Source organism: Methylorubrum extorquens, assembly GCF_024169925.1.
Taxonomy (GTDB): Bacteria; Pseudomonadota; Alphaproteobacteria; order Rhizobiales; family Beijerinckiaceae; genus Methylobacterium; species Methylobacterium extorquens_A.
Map to the genome: position 1 here is coordinate 1,080,821 of NZ_JALJXF010000001.1, position 20,248 is coordinate 1,101,068.

The window sequence follows — 20,248 nt, forward strand, 5'->3', positions numbered from 1 at the left end:
ACCCCGCGGTCCGGAGGCGCTCGATGTCAAAGCTTAAGATCGCGCTTGAGGCGCATGACCACGCGATCCAGCGCGCCGAGGAAGGCCGAGCGATCCTTCGGGGAGAATGGCCTTGGACCGCCAGTGATCGCGCCGGCTTCGCGCAGGTCCTGCATCAGGTTGCGGGTGGCGAGCGCGAGACCAACCGATGATTCCGTGAACGCCTTGCCATTCGGCGCGAGCGCGACCGCGCCGGCCTTCACGCAGCGGCTCGCCAGCGGCACGTCCGCCGTGATCACGACGGAGCCGGGGCCCACGCGCTCGGCGATCCAGTCGTCCGCCGCATCGAACTTGTCTCCGACGACGATGCGTTCGATCCAGGGCTCGCGCGGCAGGTTCAGGAAGCTGTTCGAGACGACGAACACGTGCAGGCCGTAGCGCCCGGCAACGCGGTACACCTCATCCTTCACCGGGCAGGCGTCGGCATCGACGTAGATCGCGATCCTCGGGGGTGCTTCCGTGCTCATGCCGCCCGCCGCGCCTCCAGCACGATCCGGGCCGCCGCCCGGCTCGGTTCCTCGTCGCCGGGCAGCCGCATCCGGCCGTCGATGCGGGCCAGCGCGTCGAGTTGCACCCGCCGGGCAGGGCCGCCTGCGAGAAGCGGGGCCAGCGTCTCGGCGAGCCGCTGCGGCGTGCAATCGGCCTGCACGAATTCCGGCATGGCGTTCTCGGACAGGATTAGATTCGGGAGCACGATCGTCGGCACCTGGATCAGGCGCCGAGCGATGACTTCCTCGACCCGCGACACCTTGTAGGCCACCACCATCGGCACGCCGGCGAGCGCGAGTTCAAGGGTCACGGTGCCGGAGGCCGCGAGCGCGGCCCGCGCCCGGCGGAAGGTGGCGTACTTGCCGGCCTCTCCGTGGACGATCCGCGGATGCCGCTCCCACGCGGCGGCGAGCCGCTCGATCAGGGCGCGGTGACGGCTCACCGCCGGCAGCTCGATCTCGAAGGGACCAACCCGTCGGCTGAGTTCGGCCGTCGCCTGTCCGAAGACCGGCATCAGCCGCTCGATCTCCGAGCGGCGCGAGCCCGGCAGGACGGCGAGGACCGGCGGGCGGCCTTCGCGGATCGCTGCCTCGTCGGGGGAGGGACGCAGCTCGGCCAGACGCTCGATCAACGGGTGGCCGACATAGGAGCAGGGCGGCCCGCCGAGGCGGCGATGCGCGTCCGGCTCGAAGGGGAGGAGGGCAAGCACGTGGTCGATGAAGGGCACCATGCCCTTAGCCCGCCAGGGCCGCCACGCCCAGACGCTCGGCGAAACGTAATCGACGATCGGCAGATCCGGCAGGCGCTTGCGCACACGGGTCGCCACCGCATGGGTGAAGCCGGGGCTGTCGATGATGACGAGCACGTCGGGCCGGCCCGCCACGACGTCGTCCACAGTCTCGCGGATACGCCGCAGCAGGGTGCGGGCGCGGGCGACCACGGGAAGGTAGCCCATCACCGCCACGTCATCGATGGGGAAGAGTGAGGGTAAGCCCTCCGCCTCCATCGCCTCGCCGCCGACGCCGCCGAGCGTGAGGGGCGCGGGCGCGAGCGCCCGCAGCGCCCGGATCAGCTTGGCGCCGAGCTGGTCGCCGGAATCCTCACCCGCGACGAGCCAGATCCGCCGATGCGTCATGGGGTGACCTCCACGCCGATCAGGAACAGACCCGCCGCATCCGCCGCCGCAACCGTCGCCTCGCAATCGATCACCAGGGTATGGCCGGCGCCGATAGCGATGCCGGCACATCCCGCTTCCGCCGCGCGGCGCACGGTGCGCGGGCCGATCGCCGGCAGGTCGATGCGCAGATCCTGGCCGAGTTTCGGCAGTTTGACGAGCACGGTCCCCTTCGCGGGCGTACCGCGACCGAAGGGCTTGCGGTTGAGGGCGCGGGCGCGGGCGAGCATGCGGTCGGTGCCCTCGGGGCCTTCGACGGCGATGACGCGCTCACCCGCCACCACGGCCGCCTGCCCCACATCGAAGGGGCTCAGGGCACCGAGCATGGCGCGGCCCGTGGCGATCGAGAGGGTCGCGTTGGAATCGGGCTCCGCCCGGCCGAGCCGACCGAGCCGGCCGAGCAGATCGGGCGCGACCTCGTGGACGCCGAGCACCCGGTGCCCGTTCTCTTCGAGGAGCAAGAGCACGGCCCGCAGCAGCCGGTCATCACCACCAGCAAGACTCTTGAGAATATCGCGGTTGCGCACCGCGTGGGCCGCGTTGAGCAGCGCAGCCGGACTCGGGCGGGCGACGCCGCCGGCCGGTACGACCGCGGCAGGCGCCCACTCCTTGAGGATGCGCAGGGTGCCGGGGATGTCGAGGAGATCGACCACCGCATCGGCGCGCCGCCGCATCGCCCGCTCGGTGAAGCCGCGCACGGCGAGCACGCGGAACGGCCGGCGGGCCCGCTCGAGGGAGGCGGCGACCAGTTCCGGCAAGCGGCCCGCGCCGGCCACCAGGGCGAGGGGCCGGGCGGGATCGACCATTCTTAAGGCCCTCAGGCCGCTGCGGAAACGGGACGGGGCGTACAGATCGAGCGCTTGCCGCCCGCGCGAATAAAGGCGAGGATCTCGTGGATCGCCGGATGGGTGTCGAACTCGGCGGCCACGTCCTCGACGCGCTCCATCAGCGTGCCCTCCTGGGCGAAGAGCAGACGGTAAGCCCGGCGCAGGATGTGAATGTCCTCGCGTGAAAAACCGCGGCGCTGGAGTCCGATGATGTTGAGCCCGGAGAGGTAGGCGCGGTTGCCGAGCACCATGCCGTAGGGGATGCAGTCGTTCTCAAGCCCCGACAGGCCGCCGACGAAGGCGTGGTCGCCGACGCGGGCGAACTGGATCACCGCCGCGCCGCCGCCGAGGATGGCGTAGTTGCCCACCGTGCAATGCCCGGCGAGCATCACGTTGTTGGAGAAGATGACGTGGTCGCCCACCCGGCAATCGTGCCCGACATGGCTGTTGGCGAGGAACGCGCAGCCGTTGCCGACCACCGTCTCAAGCCCTCCGCCGGCGGTGCCGGGATTCATCGTCACGCCTTCGCGGATCAGGCAATCGGAGCCGACCGCGAGTGTCGAGGGCTCGCCGCGGAACTTCAGATCCTGCGGCGGATGGCCGATCGAGGCGAAGGGATAGATCCGGGTGCGCGCGCCCACCGTCGTCCGTCCGGCGACCACGACGTGGCTGACGAGCTCGCAGCCGTCGCCGAGCACGACGTCGGGTCCGATATGGCAGAACGGGCCGATCCGCACGCCGTCCCCAAGCCGGGCGCCGTCCTCGACGACGCTGCTCGGATGGATCCCGTCCCGCACCGCGCTCACTCCGTCACCAGCATGGCACCGATCTCGGCCTGGGCCACAAGCGCGCCATCGACGCGAGCCTCGCCGCGGAACCACCACATGGTCTTGCGTTGGTTCATCTTCGTCATGTGGAAGCGCACTTGGTCGCCGGGTACGACGGGCTTGCGGAACTTGCACTTGTCGATGGTCATGAAGAAGACCTGCTTGGTCTTAAGGTCGTCGTTCATGATGTGGCGGCAGCAGATCGCGCCCGCGGTCTGAGCCATGCCCTCGATCAGCAGCACGCCGGGGAACACCGGCAAGCCGGGGAAGTGGCCGGTGAATTGCGGCTCGTTCGCCGTGACGTTCTTGATGCCGATGCAGCTCTCGTCGCGGTCGATCTCGATGATGCGGTCGATCATCAGGAAGGGATAGCGGTGGGGCAGCAGTTCCAGCACCTTCTGGATGTCGGCCGAACCCAGCTCCCGCGTCTCACTCATCGGTTCCAACACTCCCCGCCCATGCTTGCCCGGCGGCGTCCGCCGCACGGTCCCGTGCCTTTTGCCGGTGAAGGCCGCCCTCTTCGGCAGAAAATCGGGCGGATGCAAGACTTTTGCGCCGTCGGGGGACCACAACCAGCGGCATCAACCGCGATAGCCGCTCAGACGATCCGCCGGTCCAGCCGCAGGATGCGGCACGGGTCGCCCGCCTTGGCCGGGCTCGCATGCGGCGGTCGGATGAGCAGCGCCTCACTGGTGCCGAGCACCGAGAGCATCGAGGAATCCTGACGCGACTCGGGATGGACAACCGGCAACCGATCCGGCGCCATGTCGAGGCGGGCGCGCAGGTAGTCCTGGCGGGCGTCGTTCTCCGGCATGTCGCGGCCGAGGGTCGCCGGCTCGCTGCGGTCCTCGCCCGCGCGCGGATCGCCGAGGAGCGCGCGGATCGCCGGGACCACGAAAAGCAGGCCGCAGACGATCGAGGAGACCGGATTGCCCGGCAGACCGATCACCAGCATCGGCCCGAGCCGACCGTGCATCAGCGGCTTGCCGGGGCGGAGCGCCACTCGCCAGAAGCCGAGTTCCAGCCCCTCGGCCCCGAGTGCGGCCTGGACGAGATCGTGGTCGCCGACCGAAGCGCCGCCGAGTGTGATGAGCAGGTCGGCCCCGGCCGAGCGCGCGCGGCCGACCGCCGCGCGCAGGGCACCGAGATCGTCGGTGACGATACCGAGATCGATGACCTCCGCACCCGACTCGAGGCTCAGCGCTCCGAGCGCGAGGCCGTTCGAGGCGACGATCTGGTCCCAGGCCGCCGGCTCGCCCGGACGAACCAGTTCGTCGCCGGTCGCGAGGACGGCGACCCGTGGCTTGCGCCGTACCGGCAGCACGGCGTAGCCGGCGCTGGCGGCGAGCGCGAGGCGGCGTGCGTCGAGGGTGTCGCCGGCCCGCACCAGCGTCTCGCCCTCGCGGAAATCGAGGCCGGCGCGGCGCAGGAAGCGGCCCGCCGCCACCGGCTCGCGGGCGTTGACGGTCTGGCCCTCGGCCTCGGCGTTCTCCTGAATCAGGATCGCGTCGGCACCCTCGGGCACGGGCGCGCCGGTGAAGATGCGCACCGCCTCGCCCGGCCCCACCGTTCCGGAAAATCCGTGACCGGCGGCGCTGGTGCCGATCAGACGCAGGCGCGCCGGAACGGTCGCCACGTCGGCGGCGCGCACGGCGTAGCCGTCCATGGCGGAGGCCGGGAAGGGCGGCTGGGTGCGCCGGGCGGTCAGGTCGGCGGCGAGCGTCCGGCCGGCGCCCTGCGCGATGGGGATCTCCTCCGTCCCGACCGGGCCGGGGATGGCGGCGAGGATCTTTGCGAGGGCCTCAGCAACCGGGAGCAGACTCATTCGTCGGCGCTCCAGGCGCCGGACTTGCCGCCCTCCTTCGACAGGAGGCGGATGCCCTCGATGCGCATGCCGCGATCGGCGGCCTTCACCATGTCGTAGACCGTCAGGCAGGCGACCGAGACGGCGGTCAGCGCCTCCATCTCGACGCCGGTCTGGCCCTGTACCTTCACCTCGGCGGTGAGGCGCAGGCCCGGCAGGGCGTCGTCGGGCTCGCAGGTCAGCCGCACCTTGGTGATCAGCAGCGGGTGGCAGAGCGGGATCAGCTCATGCGTGCGCTTGGCCGCCATGATGCCGGCGAGCCGGGCGGTACCGATGACGTCGCCCTTCTTGGCGTCGCCCTCGCGGATCAGCGCCAGGGTCTCGGGAAGCATCACCACGACGCCCTCCGCCACCGCCGTGCGCGAGGTCGCGGCCTTGTCCGAGACGTCGACCATGTTGGCCGCGCCGGTCCGGTCGATATGGGTGAGGGTGGCGCCGCTCACCGGCCCTGATCCCCGAACAGCAGGGCCTTTGTCGCCGCGGTCACGTCGTCCTGCCGCATCAGGCTTTCGCCGACCAGGATGGTATCGAGCCCGTGCTGCTTCAGCCGCAGCACGTCGGCGTGGCCGCCGATGCCGCTTTCGGCCACCGCGATGCGGTCGGCCGGGATGCCGGGCTTGAGGGTGATCGCCGTTTCGAACGACACTTCGAAGGTCTTGAGGTTGCGGTTATTGACGCCGATCATCCGCGTGCCGAGCGGCACGGCGCGTTCCAGCTCCTGCGCGTCGTGGACCTCGACCAGCACGTCCATGCCGAGATCGTGGGCCGTCTCGGTGATGGCTGCGGCCTCCGCGTCATCGAGGCAGGCCATGATGACGAGGACGCAATCGGCGCCCCAGGCGCGGGCCTCGTAGACCTGATACGGCTCGAACATGAAGTCTTTTCGTAGTACCGGCAGGTCGCAGGCTCCGCGCGCCTCGATCAGGAAGTCCGGCGCCCCCTGGAAGGACGGGGTATCGGTCAGCACCGAAAGGCAGGTGGCGCCGCCCTTGGCATAGGCCTTGGCCAGCGTCTTCGGGTTGAAATCGGCGCGGATCAGTCCCTTGGAGGGCGAGGCCTTCTTGATCTCGGCGATCAGGGCCGGGCGGCCTTCCGCGATATGCCGGGCGATGGCGTCGGCGAAGCCGCGGGGCGGCTCGGCCTTGGCGACCTGCTTTTCCAGCTTGGCCAGCGGCACGCGCAGCTTCGCCTCGGCGATCTCGCGGCGCTTATAGGCCTCGATCCGCGCCAGCACGCTCGCCCGTTCCGGGGCGGGCCCGGCGGTCACGTCGGCGACGATATCGTCCATCGGGTTGTCCTTAGAATCGTTCGAGGCCGTCTATCACGCATTGGAGACGGCGACGAGGCGCGCCAGCGTGCCCCGCGCCGCGCCGGAATCGATCGCCTCTTGCGCCCGCGCAACGCCCTCGGCGAGCGTGCCGGCGGCCCCCGCCACCACGAGGCCGGCACCGGCGTTCAGCACGGCGATGTCGCGGTAGGCGCTGCGAGCACCCTCCAGCACGGCGCCCAAAGCGGCGGCGTTGTGCTCGGGGTCGCCCCCGCGCAGGTCGTCCAGGGTCGCGAGCGGCAGGCCGACCTCGCGCGGATCGAGGGTGAAGTGCCGGAACACGCCATCTTCCAGCGCAACCACGGCGGTGGGGCCGGTAGTGGTGATCTCGTCGAGCCCGTCGGAGCCGTGCACGGTCCAGACCCGGCAGCTGCCGAGCGTGGCCAGCACCCGCGTCAGCGGCTCGGCCCAGGCGGGCCGCGAGACGCCGAACACCTGCGCCGTCACGCCGGCCGGGTTCGAGAGCGGCCCGAGCATGTTGAAGATGGTGCGGAACGGCAGTTCGGTGCGTACCGGCGCGACATGGCGCATGGCGCCGTGATGCGTCTGCGCGAACATGAAGCAGAGCCCGGCCTCCGAGAGGCAGCGCGCCAGAGCCTCGGGGGGCAAGCCGATCTTCACGCCGAGCGCGGCCAGCACGTCGGCAGCGCCGGAGCGCGAGGTGGCGGCACGGTTGCCGTGCTTAGCCACGGGCACGCCGCAGGCGGCGGTGAGGATCGCGGCCAGCGTCGAGACGTTGTAGCTGCCCGAATGGTCGCCACCGGTGCCGACGATGTCGATGGCGCCCTCGGGCGCCGCCACCGGCAGCATCCGCGCGCGCATCGCCGAGACCGCACCGACGATCTCGTCCTCGCTCTCGCCGCGCACGGAGAGGGCGGTGAGGAAGGCGCCGGCCTGGATCGGCGTGACCTCGCCCGAGAGCAGGTCGTCGAAGGCGGCGCGGGCCTGCTCGCGGCTCAGCGGGACGCCGGCCGCGACGGTCGCGAGATGGGTTTTGAAGGACTCCATGGGTCCGTGATCATCCGCTGGAAGCCCTCTCACCTTCGCGGAGGAGGGTGGCCCGCGAGGCGGGTCGGGCGAGGGGAGGGCTCCGCGCAATTCGGAACGCCTCGCTCCCCTCCCGCCTCTCATCCGCGAGGCACCTTCACCCGCGAAAGGGGGAGGGAATAGGGTGTGCCCCGTCAATGCACGCCGAGGCCGGGCTTGTCACGCGCGGGCGGCCGACTCCTTGCGCCACGCCGCGGCGATGTCGAGGAAGTTGCGCAGGATCTGCGTGCCGTGGTTCGAGAGGATGCTCTCGGGGTGGAACTGCACGCCGTGGACCGGCAGTTCCCGGTGCTGGAGCCCCATGATGAGGCCGTCGGCTTCCGCCGTGACCGCGAGATCCTGCGGGCAGCTCGCGCGGTCCACCACCAGCGAGTGGTAGCGCGTGGCGGCAAAGCCCTCGTTGATGCCGCGAAAGACGCCCTTGGCCTCGTGGCGGATGGTCGAGACCTTGCCGTGCATGGGGGAGGGCGCCCGCACCACGTCGCCGCCATAGGCCTGCCCGATGGTCTGGAGCCCGAGGCACACGCCGAAGATCGGGATCTCGGCGCCCAGCTCGCGCACCGCATCAAGGCAAATGCCGGCCTCATTCGGGGTGCACGGCCCCGGCGAGAGCACGAGCGCGTCCGGGGCCCGTTCGCGGATGCCGGCGACATCGATCTGATCGTTGCGCACCACGTCGATCCGCTCGCAGAGCGGGCCGATCAGGTGGACGAGATTCCAGGTGAAGGAATCGTAATTGTCGATGACGAGGACGTTGGACATCGAACTCAGCCGTAGCGCCTTGTGTCCCGCTCACACCCTCATCCTGAGGTGCCGCGAAGCAGCTTCGAAGGATCCTCCAGGGATCAGGCGGGATCTGGAAGATCCTTCGAGGCCGACGCTGCGCGCCGGCACCTCAGGATGAGGAAGATGACGGGATTACCGTTCTCTAGAGGGGTGGCGACGGGAAGCCGGCAAGTCAAGACGACGTGCCCGTGCGCCTACTGCCCACGCTTGGCCCGGCTCGCAAACTGCACCGCATCCTCGGCTGCCCGGAACAAGGCCTTGGCCTTGTTCACGCATTCCTGCTGCTCGGAGGCGGGATCGGAATCGTAAACGATGCCGGCGCCGGCCTGCACGTGCATGCGGCCGTCCTTCACGATGGCCGTGCGCAGGACGATGCAGGTATCCATCTCGCCGCGCGCGCCGAAATAGCCGATGCAGCCGCCATAAGGTCCGCGCTTCTCGCGCTCCAACTCGTCGATGATCTCCATCGCCCGCACCTTCGGCGCGCCCGAGACGGTGCCCGCCGGAAACCCGGCGGCGAGCGCCGAGAGCGCGTCGTGCTTCGGGTCGAGGTCGCCCTCGACGTTCGAAACGATGTGCATGACCTGGGAATAGTATTCGAGGAAGAACGAGTCGGTGACGGTGACGCTGCCGATCTTCGAGACGCGGCCGACATCGTTGCGGCCGAGGTCGAGCAGCATCAGGTGCTCGGAACGCTCCTTCGGGTCGGCCAGGAGTTCGTCGGCCAGCGCCCGGTCCTCGGCGGGCGTGGCGCCGCGCCGCCGCGTGCCGGCGATCGGGCGGATCGTCACCTTGCCCTCGCGCACCCGCACGAGGATCTCAGGCGAGGAGCAGACGACCTGAAACGCCTCGAAATCGAGGTAGCACAGGAACGGCGCCGGGTTGGTGCGGCGCAAGGAGCGGTAGAGCGCGAGGGCCGGCAGGGTGAAGGGCGCCTCGAAGCGCTGCGACAGCACCACTTGGAAGATGTCGCCCGCGACGATGTACTCCTTGGCCTTGGCCACCATGCCGAGGAACGCGTCCGGCTCGGTGTTCGAGACCGGGGAGGGCAGGGCTAGGCTTGCCGCATCCGCCCGGGCCTCGACCGGCAACGGGCCTTCGAGAGCTTCCGCCACCCGGTCGAGCCGGGCCTGCGCGGCTTCCAGCGCAGCGCGGGCGCTCACGCCCTCGGTTGGCCGCACGGGGGTGACGACGGTGAGCGCATCGGCCACCGCGTCGAACACCACCATCACCCGCGGGCGCATCAGGATCGCGTCGGGTACGCCGAGCGGATCGGGGTTCGGCTCCGGCAGGCGCTCCATGGCGCGGACCATGTCGTAGCCGAGATAGCCGAACAGGCCGGCGGCCATCGGCGGCAGTGCGGCGCTTTCGGCGTCGTCACCCACCGCACTCTCGGCGATGAGGGCGCGCAACGAGGCGAGCGGTGCCCGCTCGTCGGCCACGAAATCCGCGAGGCCCGCGTCGCGGGCGATCTCGGTGCGCCCGTCGCGGCAGCGCCAGATCAGGTCGGGGTCGAGCCCGATCATCGAGTAGCGCCCGCGCACCGCGCCGCCCTCGACCGATTCGAGCAGGAAGCCGGGGCCGGCATGGACCGCCTTCAGCTTGAGGAAGGCCGCGACCGGCGTTTCCAGATCGGCCACCAGGGTAAGGCCGAGCAGGCTCGCCCGTCCCGCCTCGTAGGCGCGCGCCACTGCCTCGTGCGCAGGCTCGGTCATGACGGCCTCAGTACTCGCCGCCGAGCGCACGTCGCAGGGCGGTCTGGTTCACGTTGACGCCCGCGCTCTTCTGCACCTCGGCGATGAACTCAGCCAGCACGTCGTCGGCGATCGCCGTGCGCAGCGACGCCACGAGTTGCCCGTCGCTCGGCGTGCCCGGCACGAAGGCCGGCATCGTGGCCGCCGTGACCTTGAACACCGCGCGTCCCTCGCCGGCGGGCGCCGAGGCCGCCTTGCCGACCGGGGTGGTGAAGATGCGCTCGACGATCTCGGTCGAGAGGTCGTCCTTCGCTTGGTTGCGGCCGATCTCGGAGACCGTCTTCAGCGGCACGCCCGCTTCCTGCGCCACGGTCTCGATGGCCTCGCCCTTGTCGAGGCGCTCGCTCAGCTCCTTCGATTTGGCGACGAGGCGCTTCTCGACCTCGGCCGCGGTCCAGCCCTTCACCACATCGTCGCGGACCTCCGCCAGCGGCTTCTCGTGCGAAGGATCGATCTTGACGACGTCGTACCAGATCGCGCCACCGGCCTTGGTGCGCAGCACCTCGGTGTCGTTGCCGACATCGGCACGGAAGGCGGCCGGCAACGTGGTCTCCTTGTCCGGAATGCCGGCGACCGGCTGGCCGGACGGGTCGTTGCCCTGCGCATCGACCGCGGGAATGCTCAGCAGCGTCAGACCCTGATCCTTGGCGATCTCGGCGAGCGGCTTGGCGGAGGCGCGGGCATCCTCGATGGCGTCCTGCACCTTGTCGAGGCCGCCGTCGCGCACGCGCTTCAGCGCGATCTCCCTGCGGATCTCGTCCTTGACCTCGTCGAACGGCTTGACCGTGCCCGGCTCGATGGCCGTGACGCGCAGGAGCACGGTGCCGAAGCGGCCCTTCACCGGCTCGCTCACCTTGCCCTGTTCCACGGCGAAAGCAGCGTTGCCCACCGTCGGATCGAACAGCTCGGCCTTCGTCATCGTGCCGAGATCGAGCTGCTTCGGATCGAGGCCGCGCTCGGCGGCCACGGTCTCGAACGGCGTCGCGCCGCTCTCGATCTTGGCCCGCGCCTCCGCGGCAGCGGTCTCGTCGGGGAAGCTGATCTGCTGGATCGTGCGGCGCTCCGCCTTGCCAAACCGGCCCTGGTTGGCCTCGTAGACCTTGCGCGCTTCCTCGTCGGACACCTCATCCGGCTTGGCCAGGGCAGAGGGGTCGAGCACCAGCAGGTTGAGGGTGCGGTATTCGGGGGCGCGGAACGAGCCCTTGTTGTTGTCGTAGTAGGCGTTGAGCTGTTCGTCGGTCGGGGCGGGGATCTCGCCCGCGGCGGAGGGCGCCAGCGTCAGCACGGCGGCGTCGCGGCGCTCGGTGGAGTAGCGGTGCACCGCCTCGCGGATCGCCTGGGGCACCGGCATCTCGGCCACGATCGCGTCCGCCAGTTGCAGGCGGGCGATGACCGAGCGCTGCTCGCGCACGAACATCCCCTCGTTCAGGCCCGCCCGCTGCAGCGTCTGGAAGAACAGCGCCCGGTCGAAGCTTCCATTGGCGTTCTTGAAACTCGGCTCGTCCTGGATCGCCCGCAGCACCGTCGCATCGGAGACCGCCAGCCCGAGATCCGTGGTCTTCTGGTCGAGGGCCGCCTCGGTGATGAGCTGCGCCAGCACCTGCCGCTCCAGACCCATCGCCCGCGCCTGGTCCGGCGTCAGCGTCCGCTTGAGCTGCGCCTGGTAGCGCTGAAGCTGGTTCTGGTAGGCCGTGCGGACCTCCTCGGCCGAAATCGGCGTCTTGCCGACGGTGGCGACGGCGGTGGTCGATCCGCCGCGGAAAAACTCCTCCACACCGAAGATCGCGACGCCCGCGATCAGGAAGGTGAAGATCACCGACAGCACGACCTTGCCGAGCCAATGCTGGCTGGCACTGCGAATGGACTGGAGCATCGGACGCCCGGGCCTAAATCTCTACGGTCCCTGCCCGCGCGGGCAGGGAACAAATTCGAGCCCCGCGATAGACGATCGGGACGGCGGCGCAAAGGGCATGTCATCCGGGCGCCCGGAAGGGGGCGGGATGGGGGCGGGATGGGGGCGGGACGATCTCAAAGGTGGTTTGCGCGCCTAAGCTTGCTCTGCTAGGCCCGCCCACGACGTTGTAAGTCCTCGAACGAGACACGGAGAACCGGGACGCCATGGCAAGCGAGGGACGCCGTCCGCTGGTTGCCGGCAACTGGAAGATGAACGGTCTGCTCTCCTCGGTCCCGACCGTCGAGGCGATCCGTGACGGGCTTTCGCCGGCGCTCGCAGACAAGATCGACGTGCTGATCTGCCCGCCCGCGACGCTGATCTCCTCCTGCTTGGCGGCGGTCTACGGCTCCGCGGTCGCCATCGGCGGCCAGAACCTGCATGCCCGCCCGAGCGGCGCCTTCACAGGCTCGATCTCGGCGGAGATGTTCGCCGATCTCGGCGCCACCTACGTCATCGTCGGCCATTCCGAGCGGCGCGCCTACCATTACGAGACCGATGACGGCGTCCACGCCAAGGCGCTCGGCGCCCGCCGCGCGGGCCTGCGCGGCATCATCTGCGTCGGTGAGACCATGGAGGAGCGCCAGCAGGGCCGGGCGCTCGACATCGTGCGCGCGCAGCTCGCCATCGGCCTGCCGAAGGGCGCGACCGGCGCCGACACGGTGATCGCCTACGAGCCGGTCTGGGCGATCGGCTCGGGCCGCACGCCGACCGCCAAGGAGATCGCCGAGGTCCACGCGTCGCTGCGCGAGATGCTCGACAAGCTCGTCGGCGAGGAGGCGCACAAGATCCGCATCCTCTACGGCGGCTCGGTGAAGCCCTCGAACGCCCGCGAACTGATGGCGGTGGAGAACGTCGACGGCGCGCTGGTCGGCGGCGCCAGCCTCGTAGCGGAGGACTTTTTGGGAATCTGCCGAGCCTACGAGGGGTGAGCGTTCCCCAGCCGCGCAGCGCCGCGGGGCGCATCGGGCCGAGACTGTTCGGCGCCCGGCCGCTTCTGTCGGCCGCCGGAACGATCCTCGTTTTCCTCACAACCACGGCATCGCAGGGTGCGGCGATCACGGCCCCGGGCGGCTGTCGGCCGACCCTCGATATCCCCAAGGGTTTTTCGGCCCAGGCACGCGGCGACGAGATCGTCCTGCAACCGATCGGGCAGCAGGGCCGGCGCAGCGTGTTCGAGATCAGGCTGATGCCCGGACAAGGCAGTGACGCGGCTCCCATGCCGAAGCGCCGGCCGCTCGGTGCGACGATCGCCCGCTACCGGGTCACGCGCGAGGCCGGAGGATCCGGCGGCGAGGAGACGACGCTCGTCGCCGAGGTCGAGCGTTCGGGCGGTGTCGTGCGCCTCGAAGCGACGGTGCAGCGAGACGACGGGGCCGAGCCGGATTTCGAACCGGCATGGTCGGCGCTGGCGACCGCGCGCTGCACCGCGACCCGCTGAGCCCGTGATTTGCCCGTAGGCTACATCGCCTCGGGACCGATCAGAACGCTTCCGAAATGATGCCGCCAGAGCTCGGCTCCGAGTGAGCCGGAGCGGTCGAGGGACGATCCGACGCTGAGCCACGGCAGCAGGGTCGGGCGCAACCCGGCATCGAACAGCATGAAGCCGGCGGCGAGACAGCAGGTCTCCGACTGCACGCCGCAGACGAGGACGCGCTCGATGTCGAGCGCCCTGAAATGATCGATCAGCGCGAGCGGCGGCAGGTAGCCGCGCTTGACGAAAACCCGGTCGGCCGGGACCAGCGGCTCTTCGTCCGCCGGCGGCGCCCAGCCGAGTTGCGCCCTGAACGGCGTCACCGCCTCGTCGTGCCGCTCGACGGTGGCGACCGTGTGCAGCGTCCGGCTTAGCGCGGCGATGCCCGCGACGATCGTGCCTGGCACGCGAAAGCTCGCCTGGTCATCGACGACGAGGAGGGCCTGCCGGTCCCGTCGCATGGAACGCGCCGGGCTCGCGGTCAGTCCGCCCGGGCCGGCGCCTTCGCCACCGCCTCCTTGGTGCGTTCGATCATCGAGAGCACCGCGACGTAGAAGGCCTGCTGCAGCGGGCTCATCGCGTCCGGCCGGATCCGGTCGGAGAGGGCTGCCTGCAGCGCATCCATCGCCTGCGCCCGCCCCGCCGGATCGGGCCGCTCCAGGGCGATCCGCAGGAGGTCGGACTGCACGGCCTCCATCTCCTCGCGGTCGGCGCGGTCAATGAAGGCGGCGAACCGCCCGGCTTCGTGCTGAAAATCGCTCATTCCGACTCCTCGCACGGGCCGTGGCCCTATGACCATGCTCCTGCGGCGTTTTTCCAGAACGCTGTCTTTATATCGAGGCGAGCGGCGGCTCCGGATGCCGCGACACATCCTTCGTGTGGGCCTCGTGCAAATCGTTTGTCCCGCCCGCTTGCATGAAGGCCGGTTGGCGCGGGTGGGCAAACGGTGTAGGAGCCCCCACTTCGTGCAGCGGATACGCGGGCGCGCTGCTTTTGCGCGCGACCTTTAGTCCGGCACACCGACAGCGTCCGCGCGAGCGGGCACCGGAATCGCTATGCAGACCGTCCTCATCGTCGTCCACCTCATCATCGTCCTGGCGCTCATCGCCGTGGTGCTGCTGCAGCGCTCGGAGGGCGGGCTCGGGCTCGGCGGCGGCGGGGGCGGCGGCGTCTCAGGCTTCATGACCGGCCGCGGTCAGGCGAACGCGCTCACGCGGGCGACCGCGATCCTGGCGGCACTCTTCTTCACCACCAGCATCGCGCTGGCGATCATGGCCCACCGCACCGCTGCGCCGCGCTCGATCCTCGACGAGGCCGGGACGCCGCAGGGCCAGACGCAGACCCAGAAGCCGGTGAACGCGGACAACCTGCTCGACACGCTTCGCAGCGGCGCTCCGGCTCAGCCCGGCCAGCCGGCCTCGGTGCCGACCGACGCGCCCGCCACGCCGGCGACGCCGGCTCCCGCCCCGAGCACGCCGCCGGCCGCACCGACGACGCCGGATGCGCCGCAATCGCGCTGAGCCCGCTGCGGCCGAGCCGCACCATCTGCGGATAAGACCCTTGCGGCCGGCGCATCGGCCGCGGGGATGTGAGAGACGAATTCCTCAACGGCATGAGGGGCCTCGCCCCGTGCCGCCTCCCGCGTGGCCGGCGGGGTGCGGCAACCGTTGCGGTTTGGCGAATCGCTTGAGCCCCTTTATGGACCGGAGCCCATGACGCGGTACGTTTTCATCACCGGCGGCGTGGTTTCCTCCCTGGGTAAGGGCCTCGCCTCCGCCGCCCTGGCAGCTTTGCTCCAAGCCCGCGGCTACCGCGTGCGCCTGCGCAAGCTCGACCCCTATCTCAACGTCGATCCGGGCACGATGAGCCCGACGCAGCACGGCGAGGTGTTCGTCACCGACGACGGCGCCGAGACCGACCTCGATCTGGGCCATTACGAGCGCTTCACTGGCCTGCCGGCTTCACGCGCCGACAACGTGACCACGGGGCGGATCTACCTCGACATCATCACCAAGGAGCGGCGCGGCGACTATCTCGGCGCCACGATCCAGGTGATCCCGCACGTCACCAACGCCATCAAGACGTTCGTGCTCGACGGCAACGACGATTACGACTTCGTGCTGGTCGAGATCGGCGGCACGGTCGGCGACATCGAGGGCCTGCCCTTCTTCGAGGCCATCCGCCAGATCGGCCAGGAACGCCCGCGCGGCAGCGTCTGCTACCTGCATCTAACGCTGCTGCCCTACATCCCGTCCGCCGGTGAATTGAAGACCAAGCCGACGCAGCACTCCGTGAAGGAGTTGCGCTCCATCGGCATCCAGCCCGACATCCTGCTCTGCCGCTGCGACCGGCCGATCCCGCAAGACGAGCGGCGCAAGCTCGGCCTGTTCTGCAACGTGCGGGAGAGCGCAGTCATCGAGGCGCGCGACGTCGATACGATCTACGCCGTGCCACTTTCCTACCGCGAGGCGGGCCTCGACCGGGAGATCCTGGCGCATTTCCAGATGGAGCCCGAGACTGAGCCGAAGCTCGACCTCTGGCAGGACATCCTCGAGCGGGTGCGCAACCCCGAGGGCGAGGTCACCATCGCCATCGTCGGCAAGTACACGGGGCTCAAGGACGCCTACAAATCGCTCACCGAGGCGCTGACGCATGGCGGCATCGCCAACAACGTCCGCGTCAACCTCGAATGGATCGAGGCGGAGGTGTTCGAGCGCGAGGACCCGGCGCCGTTCCTCGAAGGCTTGCACGGCATCCTCGTGCCCGGCGGTTTCGGCCAGCGCGGCGCGGAGGGCAAGATCCGCGCGGCCCGCTACGCCCGCGAGCGCAACATCCCCTATTTCGGCATCTGCTTCGGGATGCAGATGGCGGTGATCGAAGCGGCGCGCTCGCTCGCCGGGATCGAGGGGGCCAACTCCACCGAGTTCGGCACGACCGAGGAACCGGTGGTCGGCCTTCTCACCGAGTGGATGCGCGGCAACGAGCTGGAACGCCGTGCGGCCGAGAGCGATCTCGGCGGCACCATGCGGCTCGGCGCCTACAAGGCGACGCTCGGTGCGGACACCAAGATCGCGCAGATGTACGGCGGCACCGAGATCTCGGAGCGCCACCGGCACCGCTACGAGGTCAACATGGCCTATCGCGCGTGTCTAGAGGCCAAGGGTCTGCGCTTCTCCGGCACCTCGCCGGACGGACTGCTGCCCGAGACAGTTGAACACGAGGGCCACCCGTGGTTCATCGGCGTGCAATTCCATCCGGAGTTGAAGTCGCGCCCCTTCGAGCCGCACCCGTTGTTCAAAGGGTTCATCGCCGCCGCGATCGAGCAGAGCCGGCTGGTGTGACAGGAAGCGGTGCGATCCTCGAAGAGCGATTGCATCGCTGTCCAGGCGCCAAGAGCGCCCGCGGAGCGGCCTCGGCTCAGCCGAGGCGTCGAGCGAAGCGTGAGCCAAGGCCGCGGATGCGGCCGCCGGCGCTTGAGGCTGGAGGGAGCCATTGACGACGATCTCGGGCTTGCCGGCCTTCCTTGCCTACTTCGCCGTCTCCCTCGGGCTCACTGCCCTCTACCTCGTGACCTACCTCACCGCGACGGCGCACCGGGAGATCGCCCTGGTGCGCGAGGGCAACCTTGCCGCGTCCCTGGCGCTCGGCGGCAGCCTGCTCGGCTACTCGATCCCGCTCTCGGCGGCGGTGCGCTATGCCGGCTCTCTGATCGACTGCATCGTCTGGGGGCTCGTCGCCCTGGTGGTGCAGGTCGCGATTTACTGGATGATGCGGCCGCTGCTGCCGAACCTGTCGCGGCGGATCGACGAGGGTGAGACCGCGCCCGCCGTGCTGCTCGGAGCCGCTTCTCTCGCGGGCGGCCTCGTGAACGCTGCCTGCATGAGCTACTGACGCCGTGGCGGACGACCGCGAGACTTCGGGAGATTTCGGCCGCCGGTCGCCGAGCCGATCCACGCCGGCCGTCACCCCGCCCGATCGCGCCGCGACCAAGCGCTCTCAGACGGTCTCGACCGTACTGGTAGCCGGTGCGGGCCTCGCCGCGCTCACCCTGGGTGGCCTCGACCGGACGGCCCCGGGCCGGGACGTCCTGGTTTACGCGGACGTGACCGCCTGCACCGCCGAAGCGATCCGCACCACCGAAGATTGCCGCACTGCCTACGACATCGCCCGCGCCGCCTATCCCTCCACGGCCCCGCATTACGAGTCGCTGCCGCAATGCGAGCAGCATCACGGCAGCGACCATTGCGCGTTGGACAGGACGGTCGATGCCGTGATCGACCCGATGCGCTTCGTGCCACGCATGGCCGGCTACCTGCTCGGGCGCACGGCCGCCGAAGGTGTGACGCCCGAGCCGGTCTACGACCATAGCAGCGGCCAGAGCGGCCATCACGGTGCCTACTGCACCGGATCGGGCGGACGCATCACCACGGGTTCGGGGAGCCACGCCTCATCGGGCTCCCTCAAATCGGGGTCTGCGCAGGCGACGAAGTTCGGAGGCTTCGGCAACAGCGGGCGCGGCTTCTCCTCCTTCGGCGGAACCTGATGCGCCGCATCGCCTGCGGAGAGCGGCCCGGCTGGCGGGAGATCGCGCGGGATGCGGGCTTTGCCTTCCACACCATCGACGGCGACCCCTACTGGGACGAGAGCCACGCCTACACCTTCACGCTCGCCGAGATCGAGGACGACATCGAAGGGCCGAGCGCAGACCTGCACGCCCTCTGCCTCGACTTCGCCGCCGAAGCGGTGGCGGACGAGCGCATCCTCGCCTCGCTCGCCATTCCCGAGCCGGTCTGGGACACGGTGCGGGCGAGCTGGCGCCGGAACGATCCAAGTCTCTACGGGCGCCTCGACTTCTCTTACGGTGGAACGGGACCGGCCAAGCTCCTCGAATACAACGCCGACACGCCGACCGCGCTCTACGAGACCGCCGTGTTCCAGTGGCTCTGGCTCGAACAGGGGTTGCGCGAGGGGCGCTTGGCCCCTGGCGGCGACCAGTTCAACGCCGTCCACGAACGACTGATTGCGCGTCTCGTCGAGATCGCGCCGCCCGGCCTGTTCGCCTTCGCCGCCGATACGAGCGGCCCGGAAGACCTCGGCACCGCCGGCTACCTTCAGGATTGTGCGGTCCAGGCCGGCTGCGCGACGATCCTGCTCGACCTCGCCCAGATCGGCCTGCGCGCGGACGGCGCCTTCTGCGGGCCGGACGAACAACCCTTCGCCTCCCTGTTCAAGCTCTATCCTTGGGAATGGGCGTTTCAGGACGCGTTCGGAGCAGCGGTCGCGGCCTCGCCGACGCGCTTCTTCGAGCCGCCCTGGAAGATGGTGCTCTCCAACAAGGGCCTGCTCGTCCATCTCTGGGCCCGCGAGCCCGGCCACCCGAACCTGCTGCCGGCCTTCTTCGAGGGAGATCCCGCCTGCGCGAGCATGGGCGGCGCCTATGTGCGCAAGCCGCTGTTCTCGCGAGAGGGCGCCAATGTCGAGATTTTTTCTGATGGGGCTCGCATCGCCGGGGCGGATGGGCCCTACGGTGCGGACGGCTTCATCCGCCAGGGTCTGGCCGAGCTGCCGTGCTTCGATGGCCGGCGCCCGCTCCTCGGCGCGTGGATCGTCGGGGATACGCCGGCCGGTCTCTGCATCCGTGAATCCGACGGCCCGATCACCGGCGACGGCGCACTGTTCGTGCCGCACCTGATCGAACCGGGCTGAGACCGGGCATGGAAAAAGGGGCCGGATCGGCTCCGGCCCCCTTGCTTGCGCTCCGGCTCTCGTTAGCGGCCCGCAGCGCTGTTGCCGCCTCCGGCGCTGCCCGCGCCACCGCCCATGGTGCCGCCCGGTGCGGTGCCGGTCGTGGCGCCGGGGGCCATGGTGCCCGTCGAGCCGGTGGTTGCGCCCGCGGCGCTGCCGTTCGTCGGCCGCATGCTGTTGCCGGTGTTGTTCCGAACCGGGCTGGCACTGTCCGTCGTGCCGCCGGTTCCGCCCTTGCCGGTGCTCGACTGGGCGAAGGCCGCCCCGGAAACGGCGAGGGTCAGCGCGGCGGCGAGCGTGATCATCTTGGTCGGCATGGCTCTTTCCTTCCCTGATATTGATTGTGGAAAGCGAACCCGCCTCCGACGGCATGGTTCAGTGCGAATTTTCTCTGCCGTCGCGATCCAGGGGTCCGGCAGCCGCGACGCCACGCCCGCACTGCCCTAGAGGCAGTAGACCCTATATGGTTCGATGCCGTGACCGAGATCCTGTTCTACCACCTCCAGCGCCAGCCCCTCGAAAAGGTGCTGCCCAGCCTCGTCGAGAAGTCGCTGGAGCGCGGCTGGCAAGCGGCGATCCAGGCGGTGAGCGAGGAGCGGCTCCAGGCGCTCGACGACGGACTCTGGACCTATACCGACGAGAGCTTCCTGCCCCACGGCACGGACCGTGACACGGACGCGGCGAGCCAGCCCGTGGTGCTGACCCTGCGTGAGACCAACCCCAACGGCGCTTCGATCCGCTTCCTCGTGGAGGGCGCGGAACTGCCGGAGGATGCGGAGAGCTACCAGCGGATCTGCATCCTGTTCGACGGCACCGACACCGACGCGCTGCTACACGCCCGGGAGCAATGGCGCGGCGCCAAGGCCGCCGGCCACGCCATCGCCTACTGGCAGCAGGACGAGGGCGGGCGCTGGACCAAGAAGGCGTGAGACCCGCACCCCGTC

General features: G+C 69.9%; 23 protein-coding genes. 8 read left to right on the forward strand and 15 right to left on the reverse strand.

Features of this window, described 5'->3' with window-relative positions:
* Window positions 1-26: 26 nt before the first annotated feature.
* The 12 genes from J2W78_RS05375 to J2W78_RS05430 all read right to left on the reverse strand — a co-directional run bounded on the left by J2W78_RS05375 (window position 27) and on the right by J2W78_RS05430 (window position 12,007).
* Window positions 27-506: a YaiI/YqxD family protein gene (locus J2W78_RS05375; RefSeq protein ID WP_253368664.1), complete on the reverse strand. Its 480-nt coding sequence runs from the start codon at window positions 504-506 to the stop codon at window positions 27-29.
* Window positions 503-1,663 (reverse strand): lipid-A-disaccharide synthase, encoded by a 1,161-nt coding sequence (lpxB, locus tag J2W78_RS05380; RefSeq protein WP_253368666.1) that lies wholly within the window; start codon window positions 1,661-1,663, stop codon window positions 503-505. The genes J2W78_RS05375 and lpxB overlap by 4 nt, the downstream gene beginning before the upstream one ends.
* Complete coding sequence (locus tag J2W78_RS05385; RefSeq protein WP_253368668.1) at window positions 1,660-2,508, reverse strand: LpxI family protein; 849 nt, start codon at window positions 2,506-2,508, stop codon at window positions 1,660-1,662. Before J2W78_RS05385 ends, lpxB begins: the two co-directional genes overlap by 4 nt.
* 11 nt (window positions 2,509-2,519) lie before the next feature.
* Complete coding sequence (gene lpxA / locus J2W78_RS05390) at window positions 2,520-3,326, reverse strand: acyl-ACP--UDP-N-acetylglucosamine O-acyltransferase (RefSeq protein ID WP_253368670.1); 807 nt, start codon at window positions 3,324-3,326, stop codon at window positions 2,520-2,522.
* A gap of 5 nt (window positions 3,327-3,331) precedes the next feature.
* A complete protein-coding gene (gene fabZ, locus J2W78_RS05395) occupies window positions 3,332-3,793 on the reverse strand; it encodes a 3-hydroxyacyl-ACP dehydratase FabZ (protein ID WP_003603892.1) in 462 nt (153 codons plus the stop codon).
* Between the two features lie 161 nt (window positions 3,794-3,954).
* Complete coding sequence (locus J2W78_RS05400) at window positions 3,955-5,181, reverse strand: molybdopterin molybdotransferase MoeA (protein ID WP_253368671.1); 1,227 nt, start codon at window positions 5,179-5,181, stop codon at window positions 3,955-3,957.
* Window positions 5,178-5,663, reverse strand: a complete 486-nt coding sequence (gene moaC / locus J2W78_RS05405) for a cyclic pyranopterin monophosphate synthase MoaC (RefSeq protein WP_367399406.1) — start codon at window positions 5,661-5,663, stop codon at window positions 5,178-5,180. The genes J2W78_RS05400 and moaC overlap by 4 nt, the downstream gene beginning before the upstream one ends.
* A complete protein-coding gene (gene trpC / locus J2W78_RS05410; protein WP_253368672.1) occupies window positions 5,660-6,508 on the reverse strand; it encodes an indole-3-glycerol phosphate synthase TrpC in 849 nt (282 codons plus the stop codon). The genes moaC and trpC overlap by 4 nt, the downstream gene beginning before the upstream one ends.
* A gap of 33 nt (window positions 6,509-6,541) precedes the next feature.
* Complete coding sequence (gene trpD / locus J2W78_RS05415) at window positions 6,542-7,555, reverse strand: anthranilate phosphoribosyltransferase (protein ID WP_253368674.1); 1,014 nt, start codon at window positions 7,553-7,555, stop codon at window positions 6,542-6,544.
* Between the two features lie 198 nt (window positions 7,556-7,753).
* Window positions 7,754-8,356 (reverse strand): anthranilate synthase component II, encoded by a 603-nt coding sequence (locus J2W78_RS05420; protein WP_253368676.1) that lies wholly within the window; start codon window positions 8,354-8,356, stop codon window positions 7,754-7,756.
* Between the two features lie 218 nt (window positions 8,357-8,574).
* Window positions 8,575-10,095 carry an anthranilate synthase component I gene (gene trpE / locus J2W78_RS05425; RefSeq protein ID WP_253368678.1) on the reverse strand — a complete coding sequence of 507 codons (1,521 nt, stop codon included), beginning with the start codon at window positions 10,093-10,095 and terminating at the stop codon, window positions 8,575-8,577.
* Between the two features lie 7 nt (window positions 10,096-10,102).
* Window positions 10,103-12,007, reverse strand: a complete 1,905-nt coding sequence (locus J2W78_RS05430) for a peptidylprolyl isomerase (protein WP_253368680.1) — start codon at window positions 12,005-12,007, stop codon at window positions 10,103-10,105.
* A gap of 245 nt (window positions 12,008-12,252) precedes the next feature.
* On the opposite strand from J2W78_RS05430, the gene tpiA reads away from it, so the two are divergent.
* Both tpiA and J2W78_RS05440 read left to right on the forward strand, forming a co-directional pair.
* The gene (tpiA, locus tag J2W78_RS05435) at window positions 12,253-13,017 is read left to right on the forward strand and encodes a triose-phosphate isomerase (protein ID WP_253368682.1); all 765 of its coding nucleotides are present in this window, start codon (window positions 12,253-12,255) and stop codon (window positions 13,015-13,017) included.
* Window positions 13,014-13,526, forward strand: a complete 513-nt coding sequence (locus J2W78_RS05440; RefSeq protein WP_253368684.1) for a Tsi3 family protein — start codon at window positions 13,014-13,016, stop codon at window positions 13,524-13,526. Before tpiA ends, J2W78_RS05440 begins: the two co-directional genes overlap by 4 nt.
* 20 nt (window positions 13,527-13,546) lie before the next feature.
* Here the strand turns inward: J2W78_RS05440 and J2W78_RS05445 are convergent, their stop codons facing one another.
* Entirely contained in the window at window positions 13,547-14,020 is a 474-nt protein-coding gene (locus J2W78_RS05445; RefSeq protein ID WP_253368686.1) for a cysteine hydrolase family protein, read from the reverse strand.
* 20 nt (window positions 14,021-14,040) lie between these two features.
* Window positions 14,041-14,322: a hypothetical protein gene (locus J2W78_RS05450; protein WP_253368688.1), complete on the reverse strand. Its 282-nt coding sequence runs from the start codon at window positions 14,320-14,322 to the stop codon at window positions 14,041-14,043.
* Window positions 14,323-14,614: 292 nt separating this feature from the next.
* Between J2W78_RS05450 and secG the strand changes: the two genes are divergently transcribed.
* From secG to J2W78_RS05475, 5 genes are all read left to right on the forward strand, one after another.
* A complete protein-coding gene (gene secG, locus J2W78_RS05455) occupies window positions 14,615-15,079 on the forward strand; it encodes a preprotein translocase subunit SecG (RefSeq protein ID WP_253368690.1) in 465 nt (154 codons plus the stop codon).
* 192 nt (window positions 15,080-15,271) lie between these two features.
* Window positions 15,272-16,900, forward strand: coding sequence for a CTP synthase (locus J2W78_RS05460; protein WP_253368692.1), 1,629 nt, complete (start codon window positions 15,272-15,274; stop codon window positions 16,898-16,900).
* 151 nt (window positions 16,901-17,051) lie between these two features.
* Window positions 17,052-17,450, forward strand: coding sequence for a DUF350 domain-containing protein (locus J2W78_RS05465; protein ID WP_253368694.1), 399 nt, complete (start codon window positions 17,052-17,054; stop codon window positions 17,448-17,450).
* Between the two features lie 4 nt (window positions 17,451-17,454).
* Window positions 17,455-18,102 carry a DUF1190 domain-containing protein gene (locus J2W78_RS05470; protein WP_253368696.1) on the forward strand — a complete coding sequence of 216 codons (648 nt, stop codon included), beginning with the start codon at window positions 17,455-17,457 and terminating at the stop codon, window positions 18,100-18,102.
* Window positions 18,102-19,265: a glutathionylspermidine synthase family protein gene (locus tag J2W78_RS05475; protein WP_253368697.1), complete on the forward strand. Its 1,164-nt coding sequence runs from the start codon at window positions 18,102-18,104 to the stop codon at window positions 19,263-19,265. Before J2W78_RS05470 ends, J2W78_RS05475 begins: the two co-directional genes overlap by 1 nt.
* Window positions 19,266-19,327: 62 nt before the next feature.
* Here J2W78_RS05475 and J2W78_RS05480 read toward each other — a convergent pair whose 3' ends face one another.
* Window positions 19,328-19,621 (reverse strand): hypothetical protein, encoded by a 294-nt coding sequence (locus tag J2W78_RS05480; RefSeq protein ID WP_253368699.1) that lies wholly within the window; start codon window positions 19,619-19,621, stop codon window positions 19,328-19,330.
* A 159-nt stretch (window positions 19,622-19,780) separates the two neighbouring features.
* On the opposite strand from J2W78_RS05480, the gene J2W78_RS05485 reads away from it, so the two are divergent.
* Window positions 19,781-20,233, forward strand: coding sequence for a DNA polymerase III subunit chi (locus J2W78_RS05485; RefSeq protein ID WP_012255710.1), 453 nt, complete (start codon window positions 19,781-19,783; stop codon window positions 20,231-20,233).
* Window positions 20,234-20,248: the final 15 nt, after the last annotated feature.

Coding starts and splice junctions, on each gene's coding strand:
- trpD (WP_253368674.1), bottom strand. CDS start 7,555: ATGGAGTCCTTCAAAACCCATCTCGCGACCGTCGCGGCCGGCGTCCCG.
- J2W78_RS05385 (WP_253368668.1), bottom strand. CDS start 2,508: ATGGTCGATCCCGCCCGGCCCCTCGCCCTGGTGGCCGGCGCGGGCCGC.
- J2W78_RS05430 (WP_253368680.1), bottom strand. CDS start 12,007: ATGCTCCAGTCCATTCGCAGTGCCAGCCAGCATTGGCTCGGCAAGGTC.
- trpC (WP_253368672.1), bottom strand. CDS start 6,508: ATGGACGATATCGTCGCCGACGTGACCGCCGGGCCCGCCCCGGAACGG.
- J2W78_RS05480 (WP_253368699.1), bottom strand. CDS start 19,621: ATGCCGACCAAGATGATCACGCTCGCCGCCGCGCTGACCCTCGCCGTT.
- J2W78_RS05375 (WP_253368664.1), bottom strand. CDS start 506: ATGAGCACGGAAGCACCCCCGAGGATCGCGATCTACGTCGATGCCGAC.
- J2W78_RS05475 (WP_253368697.1), top strand. CDS start 18,102: ATGCGCCGCATCGCCTGCGGAGAGCGGCCCGGCTGGCGGGAGATCGCG.
- J2W78_RS05420 (WP_253368676.1), bottom strand. CDS start 8,356: ATGTCCAACGTCCTCGTCATCGACAATTACGATTCCTTCACCTGGAAT.
- tpiA (WP_253368682.1), top strand. CDS start 12,253: ATGGCAAGCGAGGGACGCCGTCCGCTGGTTGCCGGCAACTGGAAGATG.
- J2W78_RS05450 (WP_253368688.1), bottom strand. CDS start 14,322: ATGAGCGATTTTCAGCACGAAGCCGGGCGGTTCGCCGCCTTCATTGAC.
- J2W78_RS05445 (WP_253368686.1), bottom strand. CDS start 14,020: ATGCGACGGGACCGGCAGGCCCTCCTCGTCGTCGATGACCAGGCGAGC.
- J2W78_RS05460 (WP_253368692.1), top strand. CDS start 15,272: ATGACGCGGTACGTTTTCATCACCGGCGGCGTGGTTTCCTCCCTGGGT.
- J2W78_RS05400 (WP_253368671.1), bottom strand. CDS start 5,181: ATGAGTCTGCTCCCGGTTGCTGAGGCCCTCGCAAAGATCCTCGCCGCC.
- fabZ (WP_003603892.1), bottom strand. CDS start 3,793: ATGAGTGAGACGCGGGAGCTGGGTTCGGCCGACATCCAGAAGGTGCTG.
- trpE (WP_253368678.1), bottom strand. CDS start 10,095: ATGACCGAGCCTGCGCACGAGGCAGTGGCGCGCGCCTACGAGGCGGGA.
- secG (WP_253368690.1), top strand. CDS start 14,615: ATGCAGACCGTCCTCATCGTCGTCCACCTCATCATCGTCCTGGCGCTC.
- lpxB (WP_253368666.1), bottom strand. CDS start 1,663: ATGACGCATCGGCGGATCTGGCTCGTCGCGGGTGAGGATTCCGGCGAC.